The sequence below is a fragment of the Enterococcus sp. 2G9_DIV0600 genome (genome assembly GCF_002140615.1).
In the GTDB taxonomy this organism is placed as follows: Bacteria; Bacillota; Bacilli; order Lactobacillales; family Enterococcaceae; genus Enterococcus_D; species Enterococcus_D innesii.
In genome coordinates this window covers 1,409,198-1,427,028 of the sequence record NZ_NGLL01000001.1, presented here as the reverse complement: position 1 = coordinate 1,427,028, position 17,831 = coordinate 1,409,198, and the positions used below count along the sequence as shown (strand labels likewise).

The following is a 17,831-nucleotide window of genomic DNA, read 5'->3' as shown; positions in this document are numbered from 1 at the left end:
ATTCTATCGATCTTAAGTATGGTATAATGAAATCAATAAAAAAGCAAGAGAGGATTTTTCTTATGAAGCCAACTGAACCTGAACAACCAGACTTGCAAGAAAAATTGCAAACCAGTGCCGCAGTGACGATGTTCGTATTGTCTGACTCTGCCGGCGAAACGGCATCGAAGCTTGCACAAGCGACAATGGCCCAATACCCCAGCGTCGAATTCAACCTTTTCAGACGCACGTTTATCCATACGAAAGAGCACTTGATCAAAGCATTATCAGATGCAAAAAAACACAATGCCATTATTCTTCATACCTTGATCAAAGAAGAGCTAGTGGACTTGACGAATCATTTTTGTGAAGAAGCGGATCTCTATCATTTTGATGTACTGACACCGCCTGTGAGTGAAGTTGAACGCCGCACTGGGGTGGCACCGTCACGAGAACCCGGCGCTTTGCATCACTTGAATGAAAATTATTTCAAACGCATCAAAGCCATGGAGTTTGCTGTGATGTATGATGACGGGAAAGACCCCCGTGGCTTTTTAGAGGCGGATGTCGTTTTATTGGGTGTTTCTCGGACCTCAAAAACGCCTTTGAGTCTATTTTTAGCGAACAAAAACTTAAAAGTCGCTAATTTGCCTTTGGTTCCGCAAGCCCACATCCCGAAACAGCTCTGGGAAATCGATCCGAAAAAAATCGTTGGGTTAACAAACGATCCGAATGTATTAAACAGTATCCGCAAAGAACGGATGCGCTCCTACGGCTTGAACCCCGATTCTGCGTATTCCGATATCGAAAAAATCAAAGCGGAGCTGACGTTTGCCAATGATCTTTATGAGAAATTAGGTTGTGTCGTGATCAATGTCGCTTCTCTTTCCATCGAAGAAACCGCCTCGATGATTTTAAATGCATTAAACTTAGAAGATCATAGCTATTACACCTCAGAGACGAAAGATTAACCACTATTAAGCAATAAAAAACGATGAGCGGACTGAGTCTGCTCATCGTTTTTGGTATATTTTTCATTTTAAATCTCTTTAGAAAACTTGTAGCCCTTCACGATCGATTTGCAATTGTTCGATATACGCATTACTTTCCAGCGCATGCAAAAGTTTTGAGATACGTTCTGCCTTGTCTTCTGGGACGATTGCTAAGACAGTGGGACCTGCGCCACTCAAGAAACAGCCATAACCGCCTTCTTCTTCACAAATCTGGCGAATGGTCGACAAGTGTGGAACAAGTTTCTCACGATAGGCTTCATGAAAACGATCTTGCTGCATCAATTTCCCTGCAAGAGGCAGATTGCCATTGATGACTGCTGCGATCATAACATTGGCGATCGCACTGGCTTCGACTGCTTGCTCGTGAGAAAGTGTCTGGGGCAAGACTTGGCGACTTGCTTCCGTCAACAACTCATCGTGAGGGATATAGGCGATGATCTCACATTCAGGAAAATGATGTTTGACTAAATACGTATGCTTGTGCTGATGATCATAGGCAGCAATCGCAAAATCTCCATAGATCGCTGGTCCGACGTTGTCAGGATGCCCTTCAATGGCGGTTGCGATCTCAAGTTTTTGTGCTGCACTCAGATTCATATGCGCCATGCGGTTGGCTAGTTCAATCCCAGCAACAATAACAGAAGAACTGCTGCCTAAGCCTCGTGCCAATGGAATATCTGAGCTCATACGAATCTTCAATGGTTTCATGTCTGGTGCTAATTTCAAAGCCACACGCAAAAGTAAATTGGTTTCATCGGTTGGAATCTCTGAGCCTAACTCATGGATGATTTCCCACGTATCGTTTTCTTTTAAAACTTCAATGAACAAATACTTTGACAGGGCAATCCCGCAGGAATCAAAACCAGGCCCTAAATTCGCACTGGTTGCAGGAACGCGGATCTTCATAGATTGGCAACTCCTTCACGAAGATGCTGACGCATTTCTTCTAAATCACTCATTTTATTGATGGTTACTTCGGTTGCTTTAATTGCTGTATCCGGATCTTTCAGACCATTTCCAGTAAAGACAGCAACGACAGTTTCACCTGATTTGATTTTTCCTGCTTTCACGTGCTGGATAACGCCGGCAAGTGATGCGGCTGAACCTGGTTCAATAAATACACCATCTTGCGCAGCGATTTTACGGTAAGCATTCAAAATTTCCTCATCGGTTACTGCATCAATATGTCCTTTTGATTCATCACGAGCGGCTTCTGCCAACTGCCAGCTGGCCGGATTGCCGATCCGAATCGCTGTAGCGATCGTTTCCGGCTGTTCGATGACTTCACCACGGACGATGGCAGCAGCACCTTCAGCTTCAAACCCATGCATTCTTGGCAACGTGGTGCCTTTTTTCTCATGCCATTCTTTGAACCCTTTCCAATATGCCGAGATATTTCCTGCATTACCGACAGGAATCGCAAGAACATCTGGCGCTTGTCCTAATTGTTCGCATACTTCAAAGGCCGCTGTTTTTTGTCCTTCTAAACGATAAGGATTGACTGAGTTTACTAGCGCCACGGCTTCCGTTTCTGCAATATCCCGGACCGCTTTTAACGCTTCATCAAAGTTTCCTGGAATCGAAATGATATCGGCTCCATAAACGATTGCTTGCGCCAATTTTCCCATAGCGATCTTGCCATCTGGAATGACAACGTAGGCTTTGATACCCGCTCTGGTGGCATAAGCTGCTGCTGCCGCACTAGTATTTCCTGTCGAGGCACAGACGATTGCTTTGGCGCCTTCTTCCACCGCTTTTGCCACCGCCATGACCATCCCGCGGTCTTTAAATGAGCCTGTTGGATTCAGCCCTTCGTATTTTCCATACAATTGGATCCCTAATTCCTTGGAAAGGCTTGGTAAGGGAATCAACGGCGTGTTACCTTCTGCCAGTGACAATGCTGGGGTATTTTCATTAACTGGGAGATATTCTTTGTATTGATGCAATAATCCTTGATACATGTCTATTCCTCCATCACTTTCATTATTTGAATGCTTTGTGCATCGGTATAAGTTGCGAGTTTTTCTGCTAGCTCATTTTCGCTCATTGAATTGGTGATTCCAACAATTCGTTGGTCTGCTTCGTTGAACACCGTTTGCTCAAACGCAAACCATTCTGGAAGAGCGTTCGCTTTGATCTCTTGACTTGAAAAAGACACATAATGCCGGCTGGGAACTTCTCGGACAGCAGCTAATGCTGTTTCTTTTTCAAAGGTTAGAAATGGTTCCACGATCCCATAGCTTTTATTTTTTGCTAGCACGGTTAAATCCGCAACCACGCTGGTGGCCGTCGGTCGCGATCCTGCTCCTGGTCCATAAACCATTGATTGATCAATGCCTTCGCTCTCGATAAAAATACCATTAAACTCGTTTTGGATCGTCGCTAACGCATGGTTTTTCGGTACTAATACAGGTCCAACTGACACAGTAAGGGAACCGTCAACTGTCTTTTGAGCTGCGCCGATCAACTTCACTTCATAACCAAAGGCTTGCGCCTGCTTAATATCTGCCACAGCTAATCCGCGGATGCCTTTCGTTGCAACATCATCAATGCTGATCGTTTTCCCAAAGGCAAATTTCGTCAAAATCACCATTTTGTAAGCAGCATCAATGCCATCGACATCATTGGTAGGATCTGATTCCGCAAAGCCTTTTGCTTGAGCTTGCGACAAAGCATCTTCATAGGTCATGCCATCTTCCGTCATTTTCGTCAGCATATAATTGGTCGTCCCATTGACGATACCAAAAATCCCTGTGATGGTATCAGGCAGATAGTGGGTGCTCAATGTGCGCAAAATCGGAATGCCGCCACCTACACTGGCTTCATAATAAAGAGAAACACCGGCTTTTTCAGCAATTGCCAGCAGTTCAGGTCCATGGGTGGCAATCAAATCTTTATTTGCCGTCACAACATGCTTTTTATTTTCTAAAGCAGCAGAAATAAACGCTTTTGCCGGATCGATCTTCCCGATCAATTCCACAATTACGTCGATAGTCTCATCTTCAAACAACTCATTTGCCTCATATGTCAAGGCAAACCCATACTTAGCCGCCAACGCAGACTTGTCCTCATAAGGCGATGCTAATGCTTTCGTGATTTGCACATTGACTCCTGTCCGTGCCAGAATGGCTTCTTTTTGTTCCGCCAGCACTTGACAGACTCCACTGCCGACAACACCCATTCCTAATAATCCAATGTTCAATTGCTTACCCATAATGCCCCCTAACTGAAAACGTTATTAAAAACCGTTCATCTAATTTTAATATTTCCACTAGCATACCAAAAACAATAAGAAAAAACTAGGACTTTTGAGAAATTCTCGCCCTAGTTTTAACGGTGATGGATATGTTCAAATGTTTTTTGCAAAATATCCACAACATGTTTGTCATCGAGACTATAAAGAATCGTTTTTCCTTGTCTCTCTGACTTTACGATCCGATTATCTTTCAAAAGTTTCAACTGATGAGAAACTGCTGATTGTTCCATATGTACTTGTTCCGCAATCGAAGTGACGTTGCGTTCACCTTCTTGAAGGGACAACAAAATTTTTAGTCTGGTGGGATCACTAAGCATCTTAAAAATCTGTGTTACTTGCTGAATTTCCTCTAATTTCGGCGTAGTCATCGCGCCACATCCTCTCTTATTTCCTTTTGCATTTTAGCCCTTGGTTGACGGCTTGTCAATCCACCTTTGATGAGCAAGGGAAAGAAAATAGATAAAAGACACGAATAGATCCAAGTGTCAGAAAATTTCTTCTCGAAGCTTTGATTCCTCAACAGCGAGGTGCTGAGGAATCGAAGCTTCGTTTCTACCACTCGGATCATTCAGTCAGTTGCAATTTCTTGGTATTGGAGACATCAGGTAGTTTTATTCCCCAGTGATCTCTTCGATGGCTGCTTGCAGATCAGCAATTTTTTGTTCTGCCTCTTCTGCCGATTCGCCTTTCACACCAATATAAAACTTGATTTTCGGTTCAGTTCCAGAAGGACGCACAGCAATCCAGCTTTCATCTTCTAATGTGTATTTCAAAACATCAGAAGGCGGTGTCGTCATTTTTTGCAGGTGTCCATCTAAGCCCACACGAGTCAACAGTTTAAAGTCTTCTGTTTGAACGACAGGAGTTCCTGCGAAAACAGAAGGAGCTTTTTCACGGAAAGTCTTCATCAAGGCAGCAATCTTAGTTGCCCCCTCCATACCGCTCATCGTTACTGAAATGGTTTTTTCTGCGTAATAACCATATTCTTCAAAAATATCTTGCAGACCATCATAAAGGGTTTTGTCTGATTGTTTGTAAAAAGCCGCCACTTCTGCTAATAAAACGAGCGCTTGGATCGCGTCCTTGTCCCGTACAAATGGTTTCACTAAGTAACCATAACTTTCTTCAAAACCAAACATGAAGGTTTGCGAATGATCTTTTTCAAATTGTTGGATTTTTTCGGCGATGAACTTAAAGCCGGTCAAAACATTGATCATATCCACATTGTAAGATTTGGCGATCGCTGTTGGCAATTCACTAGAAACGATCGATTTTAAGACTGCTGCATTTTCAGGCAAGGTTCCTGCTGTTTTATGAGCTTCTAGAATATAACGGATCATCAATGCGCCTAATTGGTTTCCAGTCAACACTTGGTAATTGCCATCTGGCATTCTTACTGCAGCCCCCAAGCGATCGGCATCTGGGTCCGTGGCGATCAATAGGTCGGCTCCTTCTTTTTCTCCTAAAGCAATCGCATATTCAAAGGCAGAGTGCTCTTCTGGATTCGGTGATTTTACTGTACTGAAATTTGGATCGGCAACCGCTTGAGAAGGTTCAATAATGAATTGTTGGAAACCAGCTTGTTTCAATGCTTTCTCACCAAGCATCCGTCCTGTTCCATGAAGTGGTGTATAGACAAGTTTCAAATCTTTGCCCACCGAATCGATCAATTCTTGATTGATGGTAACTTCTTTGATCTCTTTCAAATAGGCAGTGTCGATCTCTTCGCCAATAATAGAGATCAAGCCGCTGTTTTTGGCTTCTTCTTCACTTAATACAGGGATCTCCAATGGATTTTCAATTTCCCGAACGAATTTGGTCAATGCATCCGCATCTGCAGGTGGCATTTGTCCACCATCTTCCCCATATACTTTGTAGCCATTGTATTCGGCTGGATTGTGAGAAGCAGTGATCATGATTCCGGTGAAAGTTTTTAGGTAACGCACAGCAAAAGATAATTCTGGCGTCGGACGTAAGCTTTCAAAGACGAAGGCTGGAATATCATGTTTTGCCAATGTTTTCGCTGCTTCCATCGCAAACTCAGGTGAAAAATGACGGGAATCATAGGCGATCGCTACGCCACGACGTCTTGTTTCAGGATCTTGTGTATCCATAAAGCGAGCCAATCCTTCGGTTGCTTGACGAATCGTATAAATGTTCATCCGGTTGATCCCAGGCCCTAAAATCCCTCGCATACCGGCAGTCCCAAATTCCAAAGGCATATAAAAAGCGTCTTCTAGCATCGCAGGATCTGCTTCTAATGCGGTCAATTGTTCTTTTAGTTGTGGATCTAAGTGTTCACTGTTTTTCCATTGATTAAATGTTTGTTCCCATGCCATAAAATAACCTCTCCTTTTTCCGTTAAAATGCTCTAAAATTAGTATAACACTACTTACAGATTTCTCAAAGAATAACCAAACGAAAAATAAAAACAGCTGCTATCAAAAGTGATTGACACTTTAAAAATAACAGCTGATTCCATTAGGTTATTTCGTTAATTGAGCATCTTTTTGTGTTTCAATAAAATCAAACACTTGTTGACCAGCAACACTGCCATCGCCGACTGCCGTCGTGATTTGACGCAAGCCTTTTTCACGAACATCGCCAACCGCGTAAACACCAGGAATTGAAGTTTCCATCTGATCATTGGTTAAGATCCAGCCAGCATCATTCGTGATACCGCTGGCTTTGAATGGCTCTGTCAACGGATCTAAACCAACATAGATAAAGACACCGCCAGCAGCTTCTTCTGTCACTTCATCCGTTTTTAAGTTTCTAATTTGCACGCCAGTTACGACCATCTCATTGCCTTTGATTTCTTCCACAACAGAATCCCAAATAAAAGAGATTTTCTCGTTGGCAAATGCGCGGTCTTGGATGATTTTTTGTGCTCGTAATTCGTCACGACGGTGAACGATCGTTACTTCAGAAGCAAATTGTGTTAAGTAGATAGCTTCTTCGACTGCCGAGTCGCCTCCACCAACAACAATCAAGCGTTTGTTACGGAAAAAGGCACCGTCACAAACCGCACAGTATGAAACACCGCGTCCAGCAAATTCTTCTTCGCCTTTGACGCCTAACTTTCTATGTACACACCCTGTGGCAATAATGACTGTTTTTCCTTGATAAGTTTTGTCTTCGGTCACAACTTCTTTAAACTCACCTTGGTCAGTGATGTTTTGAACGATTCCATAAGCATTTTCAACACCAAATTTTATGGCACCTTCATACATCTTGAATGCTAGCTCAGGGCCTAAGATTGACTCGTATCCTGGGTAGTTTTCAACTTCAGCCGTATTATTCATTTGACCGCCAGGTGCACCTCGTTCAATCATTAGTACTGATAAATTCGATCTTGACGCATAAAGCGCTGCTGTCATCCCCGCAGGGCCTGCGCCGATGATAATTACATCATACATATATTTCCCTCCAATTTGGACTACCCATACTTTACTTTCAAAAGCAAATTCTTTCAACTCATCTGCTTACAAAAAATAATAAGATATTCCTGCTTTTACTTTTGAAAATTACATTGACTTTCTTTTCAATTTTTGTAAAATTTTCACGATACGTCTATTATATAGAAAATAAGGAGTCCTTACAATTGAATAAGAAAAAACTTTTAGGAAAATCAGATCGCGAACTGCTTTTCCTCAGCTGGCCGATTTTTGTTGAGTTATTTTTGCGGGTCGTTATTGGGAATATCAACGTTTGGATGATTTCTCATTACTCCGAGCCAGCAGTAGCGGCTGTCAGTGCCGCCAATCAACTGTTAAATTTAACGGTCTTTATTTACGGTTTCATAACCGTGGGTACTCAGATCATTATCGCCCAATTAATTGGTGCAAAAAAACGGGACCAGATCCCGAAAGTCATCAATACCGCTCTTTTTGGCTCATTATTCATTGGAATTTTAATCAGCTTAATGTTCCTTTTTGGCTCAACCTATCTCTTGCGTTTCATGGGACTGGATGCTGAATTAGTTGCCCTCGGGCATGGGTACTTACAAGTATATGGCGGAAGTCTGTTCCTTTCCTCGATCACGGCGGTCATAATTGCTGTCATGCGTAGCCACAGTTTCACAAAACCTGCGTTATTGGTACCGATGTTTGCTAGTATTCTAGCCGTGATTGGGAATTATTTTGTCTTATACAGCCCCTTCGGATTGCCGAATTTCGGTGTGACTGGATTGGCATTTTCTAGCGTCTTTGGTAATTCGATCGGTTTAGTAATTGCCGCAGTACTACTGAAGAAGCACGTGAATTTTTCTGTTTTGTCTGTCCGTTTTTCGAACGTCTCTTGGGGTGTGATGAAAAACATTTTGACTTACGGATTGCCTTCTTCTGGCGAATCTCTTTCCTATCAAGGTGCGCAAGTCGTGGTGACGATGATTGTGGCTCAACTTGGTGCAAGTGTCTTGATTGCAAAATCTTACGTAACAGCTATCACCCAATTTGTTTATTTGATTGCCTCCGCATTGAGTCAAGGGAATCAAATCATGATTGGCCGCAATGTCGGTGCTGGAGAATTCGATCGCGCGCATCAGCGAGGCATGCGCACGATGGTGATCGGGATCATTGCCTCAGTGACGATCTGTCTATTGACTTACTTGTTTATTGAGCCAATCATGGGAATCTTTACCTCCAACGCGGAAGTGATCGAGATTGCTAAAGGTGTCTTTTTGGTAGAGATCGTCTTAGAAACAGCTCGTGCAGTCAATATGATCCTTGTGGGTTCCTTGAATGCAAGTGGCGACGTGAAGTTCCCATTGATCTGCAGTCTGGTTGTTCTATGGGTCATCAGCTTACCGTTTTCTTACTCATTGGCCATCGTCTTTAAATTCGGTTTGATCGGCGTTTGGATCGCTTATGCCATTGACGAAGCACTCCGCAGTATCTTAATGATCTATCGCTGGCATTCTGGTGTCTGGAAAACCAAAGCTGTCGTTCATCCCCAAGAAGCCGAACCAGAAGTCTTACCGGAAGCATAATTAAAGTCCAGCGGTCTCGGTGACTGCTGGACTTTTTTGTTTTCCATAAAAAATAAGATACGCCAAGAAGTTTGCTTGGTTTTTTTGAAGACTTTGCTCTATACTTGTCTCAGAAGCTATCGACTATGATTTACATTAAAAGGAGCGTTTGCTATGTCAATCTATGACTACCAAGCAACATTAGAAAACGGCGAAACCTATTCGCTAGCAAAATACGAAGGTCAACCGCTAGTGATTGTCAATACAGCTACGAAGTGCGGTTTGAGTCCGCAGTTCAAAGAATTACAAGGTCTTTATGAAACCTATAAAGACCAAGGGTTGGTCGTTTTAGGATTTCCTTCTGACCAGTTCAAACAAGAAGTCGGTTCAGCCGAAGAAGCCGCAGCCGCTTGCCGAACCACCTATGGTGTTGATTTTCCGATGCACAAGTTAACGGTGATCAATGGCAAAGACGCGGATCCCTTGTTTCGCTATTTGGAAGAAGAAGCACCGGGCACGCTAGGCAAAGCCATTAAATGGAATTTCACGAAATTTTTAGTGGATCGCCAAGGCAGAGTCGTTGAGCGTTTTGCTCCACAAACCAATCCTCAAAAAATGATTCCTGAAATTGAAAAAGTTCTTTAAAAAATTGATAAAGGCGACCTTAAGGGCAAAATATGTCATCCTTAAGGTCGCCGTTTTGTAATTGCTGCAACGCAAACATTTTACAACACTCTCATTGTTGGTTATCAAAAATATTTGAGCCTCCATTTCTTCTTAAAGAAGCCATTCGTTACAAAAGTTTTTAAAAAGACTTAAAAAAACGGCTCTATAATTTATGGGACTGATGAATCAGAATTGATTCTTCAGCCCCATTTTCATTTTAGGTATTAAAAAACATATCGTTCTCTAGTATGATTAAATCACCACAAAATAAACAACTGAGAGGACGATATGCTATATGAATGATTCTATCAAAAAAATGCTGAGAATAACAGAGAAAGATTTGATGATTACAGAGGTCTCTTACGAGACCCTTCAGAAGAAAAAGACATTGGTCGTCGATGCTGTTCTCTCGCCTAATCCTCGTGCTTGTAGAAGTTGTGGTTCTACTGTGGTAGATGGAAACGGGAAATCAATTATAGTGAAAAATGGGAAGAAGGAAACGATTGTCCGTTTTGAGCAATACAATCATATGCCTTTGGTTATGCGCCTAAAAAAGCAGCGCTATACCTGTAAAAACTGTCGCACCCATTGGACTGCTCAAAGTTATTTTGTCCAACCCAGACATTCAATCGCAAATCATGTGAGATATAAAATTGCTTCTTTACTGACTGAAAAAGTATCTTTATCTTTTATTGCGAAAAGCTGTCAGGTATCTTTGACCACCGTTATTCGTACATTAAAAGAGTTTAAAAGCTATTTACCAAAACAATCTAAGAAGATTCTCCCAAGAGTATTGATGGTTGATGAATTTCGTTCGCATGCTTCCATAGAAGATAAAATGAGCTTTATTTGCGCAGATGGTGAAACAGGAAAATTAATCGATGTTTTGCCTACGCGTAAATTACCTCGATTAACAAGCTATTTCTTAGGGTGTACCAATCCAGAAGAAGTAGAATTTTTGGTGACAGACATGAACGCCGCCTACTTCCAGCTCACCAAACGTGTTCTGCCAAAAGCGAAAATAGTGATTGATCGGTTTCATATTGTCAAACACATGAATCAAGCGTTCAATGAGTTGCGTATCCGTGAAATGAATGAACTTCGTAAAGCAGGACAGAAAAGCCAGGCAGAAAAACTGAAAAAGAATTGGCGCTTTTTGCTAAAAAATCGTGCAAACATCAACCATTATGAATACAAAACATGGAAAAGTTTCCGAGCACCAAAATACCCATTTCTTACTGAAGCAATGATGATTGATCGATTGCTTGAGTTTTCTACGCCCCTGAAGGAGGCGTATCCCTTTTTTCATGAATTAGTTGAAGCCTTTCGAGACAAAGACCCTGACTTATTTTTCTCCTTATTGACAGAACTTCCTGAAACGTTAGATGACAGCTTTCGGGAAAAGCTTCAAAACCTTCTTACCCATGAAGAAGGCATCACCAACGCAATGATCTATCCTTATTCCAATGGAAAAATAGAAGCGAAGAATACCCACATAAAGACAATGAAACGAGTATCCTACGGATTTAAATCATTCGAGAACATGAGAATTAGAATCTTTTTGATCAATCAATTAATCAAAGTGAGATAACAAAAAATCTGAGCCAGAATGTGGTTCATTCTGACCCAGATTTGATTTTGCACAACTCATCAGTCCTTATTGACAAAGAGCCAAAAAAACTGCCGTTGATCTCCTTAGATTTCTCTAAAAGATCAACGGCAGCTTCTTTTGATTAGTTATTCGACAAATCTTCACCGTTTGAAGCAATCACTTGTTTGTACCAATCAAATGATTTTTTCTTTGTTCGTTTCAAGGTGCCGTTTCCTTCATTGTCACGATCCACATAAATGAAACCATAGCGTTTTTTCATTTCACCGGTTCCAGCTGAAACTAAATCGATACAACCCCATGTGGTGTAGCCCAATAAATCGACACCATCTTGTTCAACCGCATCTTTCATTGCTTGAATATGCTCTGCCAAATATTGGATTCGATAGTCATCTTCCACATAACCATCTGCATCCGGTGTATCGACAGCTCCTAAGCCGTTTTCAACGATGAACAATGGTTTTTGGTAGCGATCATAAATGTCATTCATCGTGATCCGCAAACCAAGTGGATCAATTTGCCACCCCCACTCACTTGCTTCCAAGTATGGGTTTTTCACAGAGGCAAAAATATTGCCAGCAGTTTGTTCTAACAATTCAGCGTCCGTTGTTGATACGCGGGAAGAATAGTAAGAGAAAGAAATAAAGTCAACGGTATGAGCTTTCAACAGCTCAAGGTCGCCTTCTTCCATTTTGATTTCGATCCCATTGCGTTCCATTTCTTTCAGCGCATATTGTGGATATTCCCCACGTGATTGAACATCAATAAAGAAATAGTTTTCGCGATCTGCTTTGCGTGACTCCCAGACATCTTCTGGTTTGCTTGTATATGGATAGTATGCGCCAGCAGCTAACATACAACCTACTTTGTTCTCAGGATCGACTTCATGAGCGATTTTCGTTGCGATCGCAGAGGCCAACAGCTCATGGTGAGCCGCTTGGTATTTCACTTGCTCAACGTTATCGCCTTCTTCAAAGTACAAACCAGCTCCCATAAATGGCGCATGGAGAATCATGTTGATTTCGTTAAAGGTCAACCAGTATTTTACTAATCCTTTGTAGCGGTTGAAAATCACGTTACACAAGTTTTCATAGAATCCGACTAATTCACGGGAACGCCATGCCCCGTATTTTTCAACTAAATGCATTGGACAATCAAAGTGAGTGATCGTTACTAACGGTTCGATCCCATATTTGTGGCATTCTTTGAAAAGATCTTCATAGAATTTCAAGCCGTCTTCATTTGGTTCTGTTTCATCTCCTTTAGGGAAAATCCGACTCCAAGCGATCGACAAGCGGTAGGTTTTAAAGCCCATTTCGCCAAATAATGCGATGTCTTCTTTGTAGCGATGATACATATCGATCGCTTCTTTTGCTGGGTAGAAATGTTCGTCATCAAAATCAAACATTTTCATTTGACCAGTAATCACTGGAAAACGATCTTTGCCGATCGGTACCACGTCTACGTTTGCTAAGCCGCGTCCGCCTTCTTGGTAGCCTCCTTCACATTGATTGGCAGCTGTTGCGCCGCCCCATAAAAAGTCTTTTCTAAATGCCATGTTTCTTTCCTACTTTCTCTTTATTTAACTAGTTCGCGATCAAGTTCGCGGGCTACTTCATCTTGTACTTCGACGCCTTCTTTTTCAAGACGTGCGATTGTTTCCTTAAATTTCGGCAAGTGATCTTTGTGGGCAATAAACAGTTCGTCCATGACACGTTTTGCCGTATCCCCTGATGGAACCAGTGGGTTGATGGTGAATGCTTGTAATGCGATATTGTAATCCCCAGTCACAGCGGCTTCGATCGTCAATAATTCCATTGCTTTCATTACCTGTAACCAACCTTTTTCAGCTGTCGGTAACTCACCAAAGGCAACATTTCTCGCGCCTTGTCCACCAACGTAAGCGGTCACTTCAACTACGCAATCGGCAGGTAGATCAGGAACGGCGCCTTCATTTTTGGTTGAAACGACGATTTGGGTATTTTTATTAGCATAAATGGAAGCAATCGTTTCACACGCTGCATCTGAGTAGTAAGCACCACCACGTTTTTGCAGCTGTTCAGGTTTATGATCCAATTCAGGATCTTTGTACAACTCAAACAATTCGGCTTCGGTTTGTTTTACTTGCTGTGCGCGTGTACCGACAGTCTTGTACTCTTCAATCGCATGATTCAACATTTCTTCTTGACGATAGTAATAACGGTGATACCCGCAAGGAATCATCTTCATTTGTTCCAGCTGTTCTTTGTAAAATGGTACATCAAAGATATTCTTCGGTAAGCCATTGTCTTCTTCATACATTTTATCAATAATGTCCATCGTTACATCGTTGCCGTGTGAATCAGCAACTTTGTGCCAGTGGAAGTGGTTCAATCCTGCAAATTTGTAAATCAATTCATCCGGTTCTTTGCCAATTAAGGCTGGCTCAATCATGGTTGCCATGACTGGCACATTACACAACCCGATGACTTTGTCCCATTTTCCGTAACGCACGATTGCTTCAGTTACCATGCCGCTTGGATTCGCAAAATTGATCAACCAAGCATCCGGACATAAACGTTTCATGTCTTCAACAATTTCAAGAATGATCGGTACCGTACGGAACGCTTTGAACATTCCCCCAGGGCCATTGGTTTCTTGACCAATCATGCCGTAATAGGCAGGAATTCGTTCATCTTTGATGCGGGCATTCAGCAACCCTACTCGGAATTGAGTCGTAACGAAATCGGCATCCTTTAACGCTTCTTCTCGATCCAACGTCATGTGGATTTTTACATCATAAGGCGTGGCGTCCCACATTCGTTGTGCCATCGCACCTACGATTTCTAATTTCTCTTTTCCTTCTTCGATATCTACTAGCCAAATTTCACGAATCGGCAATTCTTCATAGCGTTTGATAAAGCCTTCCATTAACTCCGGGGTATAGCTGCTGCCGCCACCAATGGTTGCAATTTTAATTCCTTTTGTCATTGTATTGCTCCTTTGCTATTTTATTTACATTCTTATTATCATTCATAAAAACATTTGATTCAATGTAAATAGCTTATTTAGAAAAAGCGTTTGCAAATCTCGCTTCTTCTTGCTGGTGTTTTGTAAAAAAGATTTACAAAGAGCATAAAATAAGGAATAATTAGGATGTAAACGATTCGCTAATTACTTAATAAAGAAGAATTTCTGTAAAAAACATTTACAAATAATCATAAAAAAATGTAAAAAGGAGCATACATACCATGTTGCTACAAGAAAAAATGCGCCAAATCAAACTAGCACCCGCGGAACGATCGTTAATCGATTATTTATTAGCCAACCCGACTGCGATGGCGGATCAAACCATCAAGGAATTGTCAGAAAAAACCTACGTTCATCCTTCTACTTTTATTCGGATCGCCAAAAAATTAGGCTTCAATGGTTGGCTCGATTTAAAAACGGCCTTTGTGGAAGAGCAAACTTATATGAGCAGCCATTTTACCGATGTGGATGCGAACTTTCCCTTTTCCTCCCATGACGGCATTATGACCATCGCCAAAAAGTTGGCAAAGCTTGAACAAACAACGATTGAAGATACACTTTCCTTGATCCATCATGATGAATTACAAAAGGCGAAACAATCGTTGCTCAATGCCAACCATATCAAGATCTTCGCCAGTAATGCCAATACATTGATTTCTCAAGACTTTGTTTTGAAGATGCGACGTTTAGGAAAAAACATCCACGTCTGCGATACCTTCGGCGAAAGTGCCTATGAGGCTTCCAACTGTACCTCCGATACGACTGCGATTTTGATCTCTTATACTGGCGAAAATAAAATGGTCAAAGAAATTGGGAAGATCCTTGCCGAACGGCAGGTTTCCATCATTGGCATGACGAGTATCGGGGAGAACTCCTTGGCAAAATTAAGTAATTGTGTTTTGAATATCACGACAAGAGAAAGGCTCTACTCAAAGATCGCCAACTTTACGATCAATACATCGGTTTGCTACTTGCTGGATTTGTTGTATGCAGTCGTTTTTTCTGAGCATTATGAGAAAAATCTGCAGCATTTGATAGATATTGGGATGGCTTACGACAAGCGCCCTACATCATCAACGATTATTGCTGAACCAACCTACGATAAAAATCTTCATTATAAAGACTCACTGTTTCCCAATTAAATGAATATCAAAAAGCGATCGCGCCTTCACGACCGATCGCTTTTATCTCTATATAGCTGTTTTGTAGGTAAACATTTTCTAAACTAAAGCCGTGATCAAATCATCGGAACAGCCAACTTCTCGTTTGTCAGACTCAATGATATCCAAATAATCGGCGGAGTTGGTAACTAATACTGGCGTCTCAATATTGAATCCAGCTTTGATCAATGCATCTTTATCAAAGCTGATCAGTTTTTGTCCACGAGTGACTTTATCTCCTTGCTTCACATGCGCTTCAAAGAATTCGCCATTTAACTGAACCGTATCCAAACCAATATGAATCAATAGCTCTAAGCCGTTATCAGAAATCAAGCCAATGGCATGTTTCGTTGGGAACAAGGTCATTACTGTGCCATCAAAAGGAGCCACAACTTCACCTTTTGAAGGGTGGATCAAGATGCCTTTTCCTAGCACTCCTTGAGCAAAGGCTTCATCTTTTGCGCTGCTTAATGGTGCGATGGTTCCTTCCACTGGAGAAGTGATCACTTCTTTTCGAACAGTCATCGCTGGTTGTCCTTCTGCAATTTCTTCTTCCACTGCATCATCTTTCCAGAAAGCCATCGTCAAACCAAAGCCAATCGCTGCAGCGATCAAGATTCCGAAGACAGAGAACCACATGCCACTAGCGTCGCCTTCTGGAGTGATATAGTTGAAAATGCCAAAGACCCCTAACCCACCAGAGGTGTAGCTCGTTGTACCATTGATCATCAAGAAGGCACCTGCGACCGCACCACCAATCATTGAAAAGAAGAACGGCATTTTTTTCGGTAACGTGATCCCATAAATTGCTGGTTCTGTTACACCAAAAAGTCCTGAAATAATGGCTGGTGGACATAGAGCTTTTAGTTTCTTATCTTTCAGTTTAAAGTACATCGCCATCACAACTGCTGTTTGAGCAAAGCTGGCACCAAATGATGCTACTAAAATCTGACTGTAGCCTAGTTGTGTCACTTGCATAATGTGTAGCGGAACAACTGACCAATGCAAACCGAAAATAACCAAGACTTGCCAGAAGAAGCCTAATAACAAACCATAAATCGCTGGAGAGAAGTCCATCAACGCTTCAAATCCCGAGCTCAAAAGATCCGTCAACATACTGATCACAGGTCCAATCACCAAAAAACCAATTGGCAATGCAATCAATAAAACCAAGAAAGGCACTAAGAACGTTTGGACAACAGACGGAATGATTTTTTTCGCAAATTTTTGAACTTGCGCAGCAAAGGCAATGATAAAGATGACCGGCACCACACTGCTAGTATACGTTGCGCCAACCCACGGAATTCCTAAAAACGTTTCGTACGCAGGCAAGCCTAACAAGCTATACGGTGCAGCAGCTCCCTCACCAGCTCCGGCAACAAACGCTGCTTGCAAAGCAGATCCTTGAATTGTTGGGTAACAAAGCGCTGACCCGATCACGATTCCCACCATTGGATTTAAGCGAAACTTTTTCGCTGACGTATACCCTAAAATCACCGGCATAAACATGAAGATCGAATCGCCGATCGCATTGAACATCACATAGGTACCAGTCGTTGTTGTATAATCGATCAAGCCTGTTGTACCAATAAAAAGCAACAGTGCATTTAGACCTTTGATCATCCCGGCCGCACACAAAGCCCCTAAGAAGGGTTGGAAGCAGCCGCTCAAAATATCGATCAAACGATCAAACAAGTTGCCACCTGAAGCTGTTTCTTCAGCATCACCACTGATTCCTGCAACATCGATCACTTCTGCATAGACATCTGGCACATGGTTTCCGATAACCACCTGGTATTGACCGCCACTCTTCATGACCGTCACGACACCATCCATGTTCTTTAAGACTTCATCATTTGCGACGCCTTCATCCTTTAATTTAAAACGTAGGCGTGTGATACAATGTGTCAAGCTATTGATGTTCTCTTTCCCACCGACATTTGCGACGATTTTTTCTGCTAATTCACGATATTTTCCCATTTTTGATTCCTCCAATTTTTTTGTATTGAAGGTTTAGCCAACTGAATGTCACTATCCAAAATGTTTTCTTTTTTTGATTTCTTGCTGCATGGTCAGATGTCTTGAAGCTGATGTTTAGTAAGAATCATTGCAAAGAAATTCTTCTTTTTCGACATCTTCTCATGAATCAAGAAATCCTTCTCCTTTCTTG

14 protein-coding genes are annotated in these 17,831 nt (G+C 41.9%); 5 read left to right on the top strand and 9 right to left on the bottom strand.

From position 1 onward, the window contains the following. Positions 1-62 precede the first annotated feature (62 nt). Positions 63-950, top strand: coding sequence for a pyruvate, water dikinase regulatory protein (locus A5870_RS06805; protein WP_010748043.1), 888 nt, complete (start codon positions 63-65; stop codon positions 948-950). A 78-nt stretch (positions 951-1,028) separates the two neighbouring features. Here the strand turns inward: A5870_RS06805 and thrB are convergent, their stop codons facing one another. The 6 genes from thrB to trxB all read right to left on the bottom strand — a co-directional run bounded on the left by thrB (position 1,029) and on the right by trxB (position 7,667). Then, a complete protein-coding gene (gene thrB / locus A5870_RS06800) occupies positions 1,029-1,898 on the bottom strand; it encodes a homoserine kinase (RefSeq protein ID WP_077454291.1) in 870 nt (289 codons plus the stop codon). Further along, entirely contained in the window at positions 1,895-2,953 is a 1,059-nt protein-coding gene (thrC, locus tag A5870_RS06795) for a threonine synthase (protein ID WP_086292206.1), read from the bottom strand. Before thrC ends, thrB begins: the two co-directional genes overlap by 4 nt. 2 nt (positions 2,954-2,955) lie before the next feature. Beyond that, positions 2,956-4,206 carry a homoserine dehydrogenase gene (locus A5870_RS06790; protein WP_086292205.1) on the bottom strand — a complete coding sequence of 417 codons (1,251 nt, stop codon included), beginning with the start codon at positions 4,204-4,206 and terminating at the stop codon, positions 2,956-2,958. Between the two features lie 116 nt (positions 4,207-4,322). After that, positions 4,323-4,616 carry an ArsR/SmtB family transcription factor gene (locus A5870_RS06785; RefSeq protein WP_005225828.1) on the bottom strand — a complete coding sequence of 98 codons (294 nt, stop codon included), beginning with the start codon at positions 4,614-4,616 and terminating at the stop codon, positions 4,323-4,325. A 243-nt stretch (positions 4,617-4,859) separates the two neighbouring features. Beyond that, a complete protein-coding gene (locus tag A5870_RS06780) occupies positions 4,860-6,587 on the bottom strand; it encodes a phospho-sugar mutase (protein ID WP_086292204.1) in 1,728 nt (575 codons plus the stop codon). 147 nt (positions 6,588-6,734) lie between these two features. Beyond that, complete coding sequence (trxB, locus tag A5870_RS06775) at positions 6,735-7,667, bottom strand: thioredoxin-disulfide reductase (RefSeq protein ID WP_086292203.1); 933 nt, start codon at positions 7,665-7,667, stop codon at positions 6,735-6,737. 185 nt (positions 7,668-7,852) lie between these two features. Between trxB and A5870_RS06770 the strand changes: the two genes are divergently transcribed. The 3 genes from A5870_RS06770 to A5870_RS06760 all read left to right on the top strand — a co-directional run bounded on the left by A5870_RS06770 (position 7,853) and on the right by A5870_RS06760 (position 11,474). Continuing rightward, positions 7,853-9,238: an MATE family efflux transporter gene (locus A5870_RS06770; RefSeq protein ID WP_086292202.1), complete on the top strand. Its 1,386-nt coding sequence runs from the start codon at positions 7,853-7,855 to the stop codon at positions 9,236-9,238. A 153-nt stretch (positions 9,239-9,391) separates the two neighbouring features. After that, positions 9,392-9,862, top strand: coding sequence for a glutathione peroxidase (locus A5870_RS06765; protein WP_077454296.1), 471 nt, complete (start codon positions 9,392-9,394; stop codon positions 9,860-9,862). A gap of 316 nt (positions 9,863-10,178) precedes the next feature. After that, the gene (locus A5870_RS06760) at positions 10,179-11,474 is read left to right on the top strand and encodes an ISL3 family transposase (RefSeq protein ID WP_086292156.1); all 1,296 of its coding nucleotides are present in this window, start codon (positions 10,179-10,181) and stop codon (positions 11,472-11,474) included. 142 nt (positions 11,475-11,616) lie between these two features. Here the strand turns inward: A5870_RS06760 and A5870_RS06755 are convergent, their stop codons facing one another. Further along, a complete protein-coding gene (locus tag A5870_RS06755; RefSeq protein WP_008378424.1) occupies positions 11,617-13,050 on the bottom strand; it encodes a 6-phospho-beta-glucosidase in 1,434 nt (477 codons plus the stop codon). A gap of 20 nt (positions 13,051-13,070) precedes the next feature. Further along, complete coding sequence (locus tag A5870_RS06750) at positions 13,071-14,462, bottom strand: 6-phospho-beta-glucosidase (RefSeq protein WP_086292201.1); 1,392 nt, start codon at positions 14,460-14,462, stop codon at positions 13,071-13,073. A 260-nt stretch (positions 14,463-14,722) separates the two neighbouring features. Between A5870_RS06750 and A5870_RS06740 the strand changes: the two genes are divergently transcribed. After that, the gene (locus tag A5870_RS06740) at positions 14,723-15,643 is read left to right on the top strand and encodes a MurR/RpiR family transcriptional regulator (protein ID WP_005235454.1); all 921 of its coding nucleotides are present in this window, start codon (positions 14,723-14,725) and stop codon (positions 15,641-15,643) included. A 78-nt stretch (positions 15,644-15,721) separates the two neighbouring features. Here A5870_RS06740 and A5870_RS06735 read toward each other — a convergent pair whose 3' ends face one another. Beyond that, positions 15,722-17,641, bottom strand: a complete 1,920-nt coding sequence (locus A5870_RS06735) for a beta-glucoside-specific PTS transporter subunit IIABC (RefSeq protein WP_086292200.1) — start codon at positions 17,639-17,641, stop codon at positions 15,722-15,724. Between the last annotated feature and the right edge of the window lie 190 nt (positions 17,642-17,831).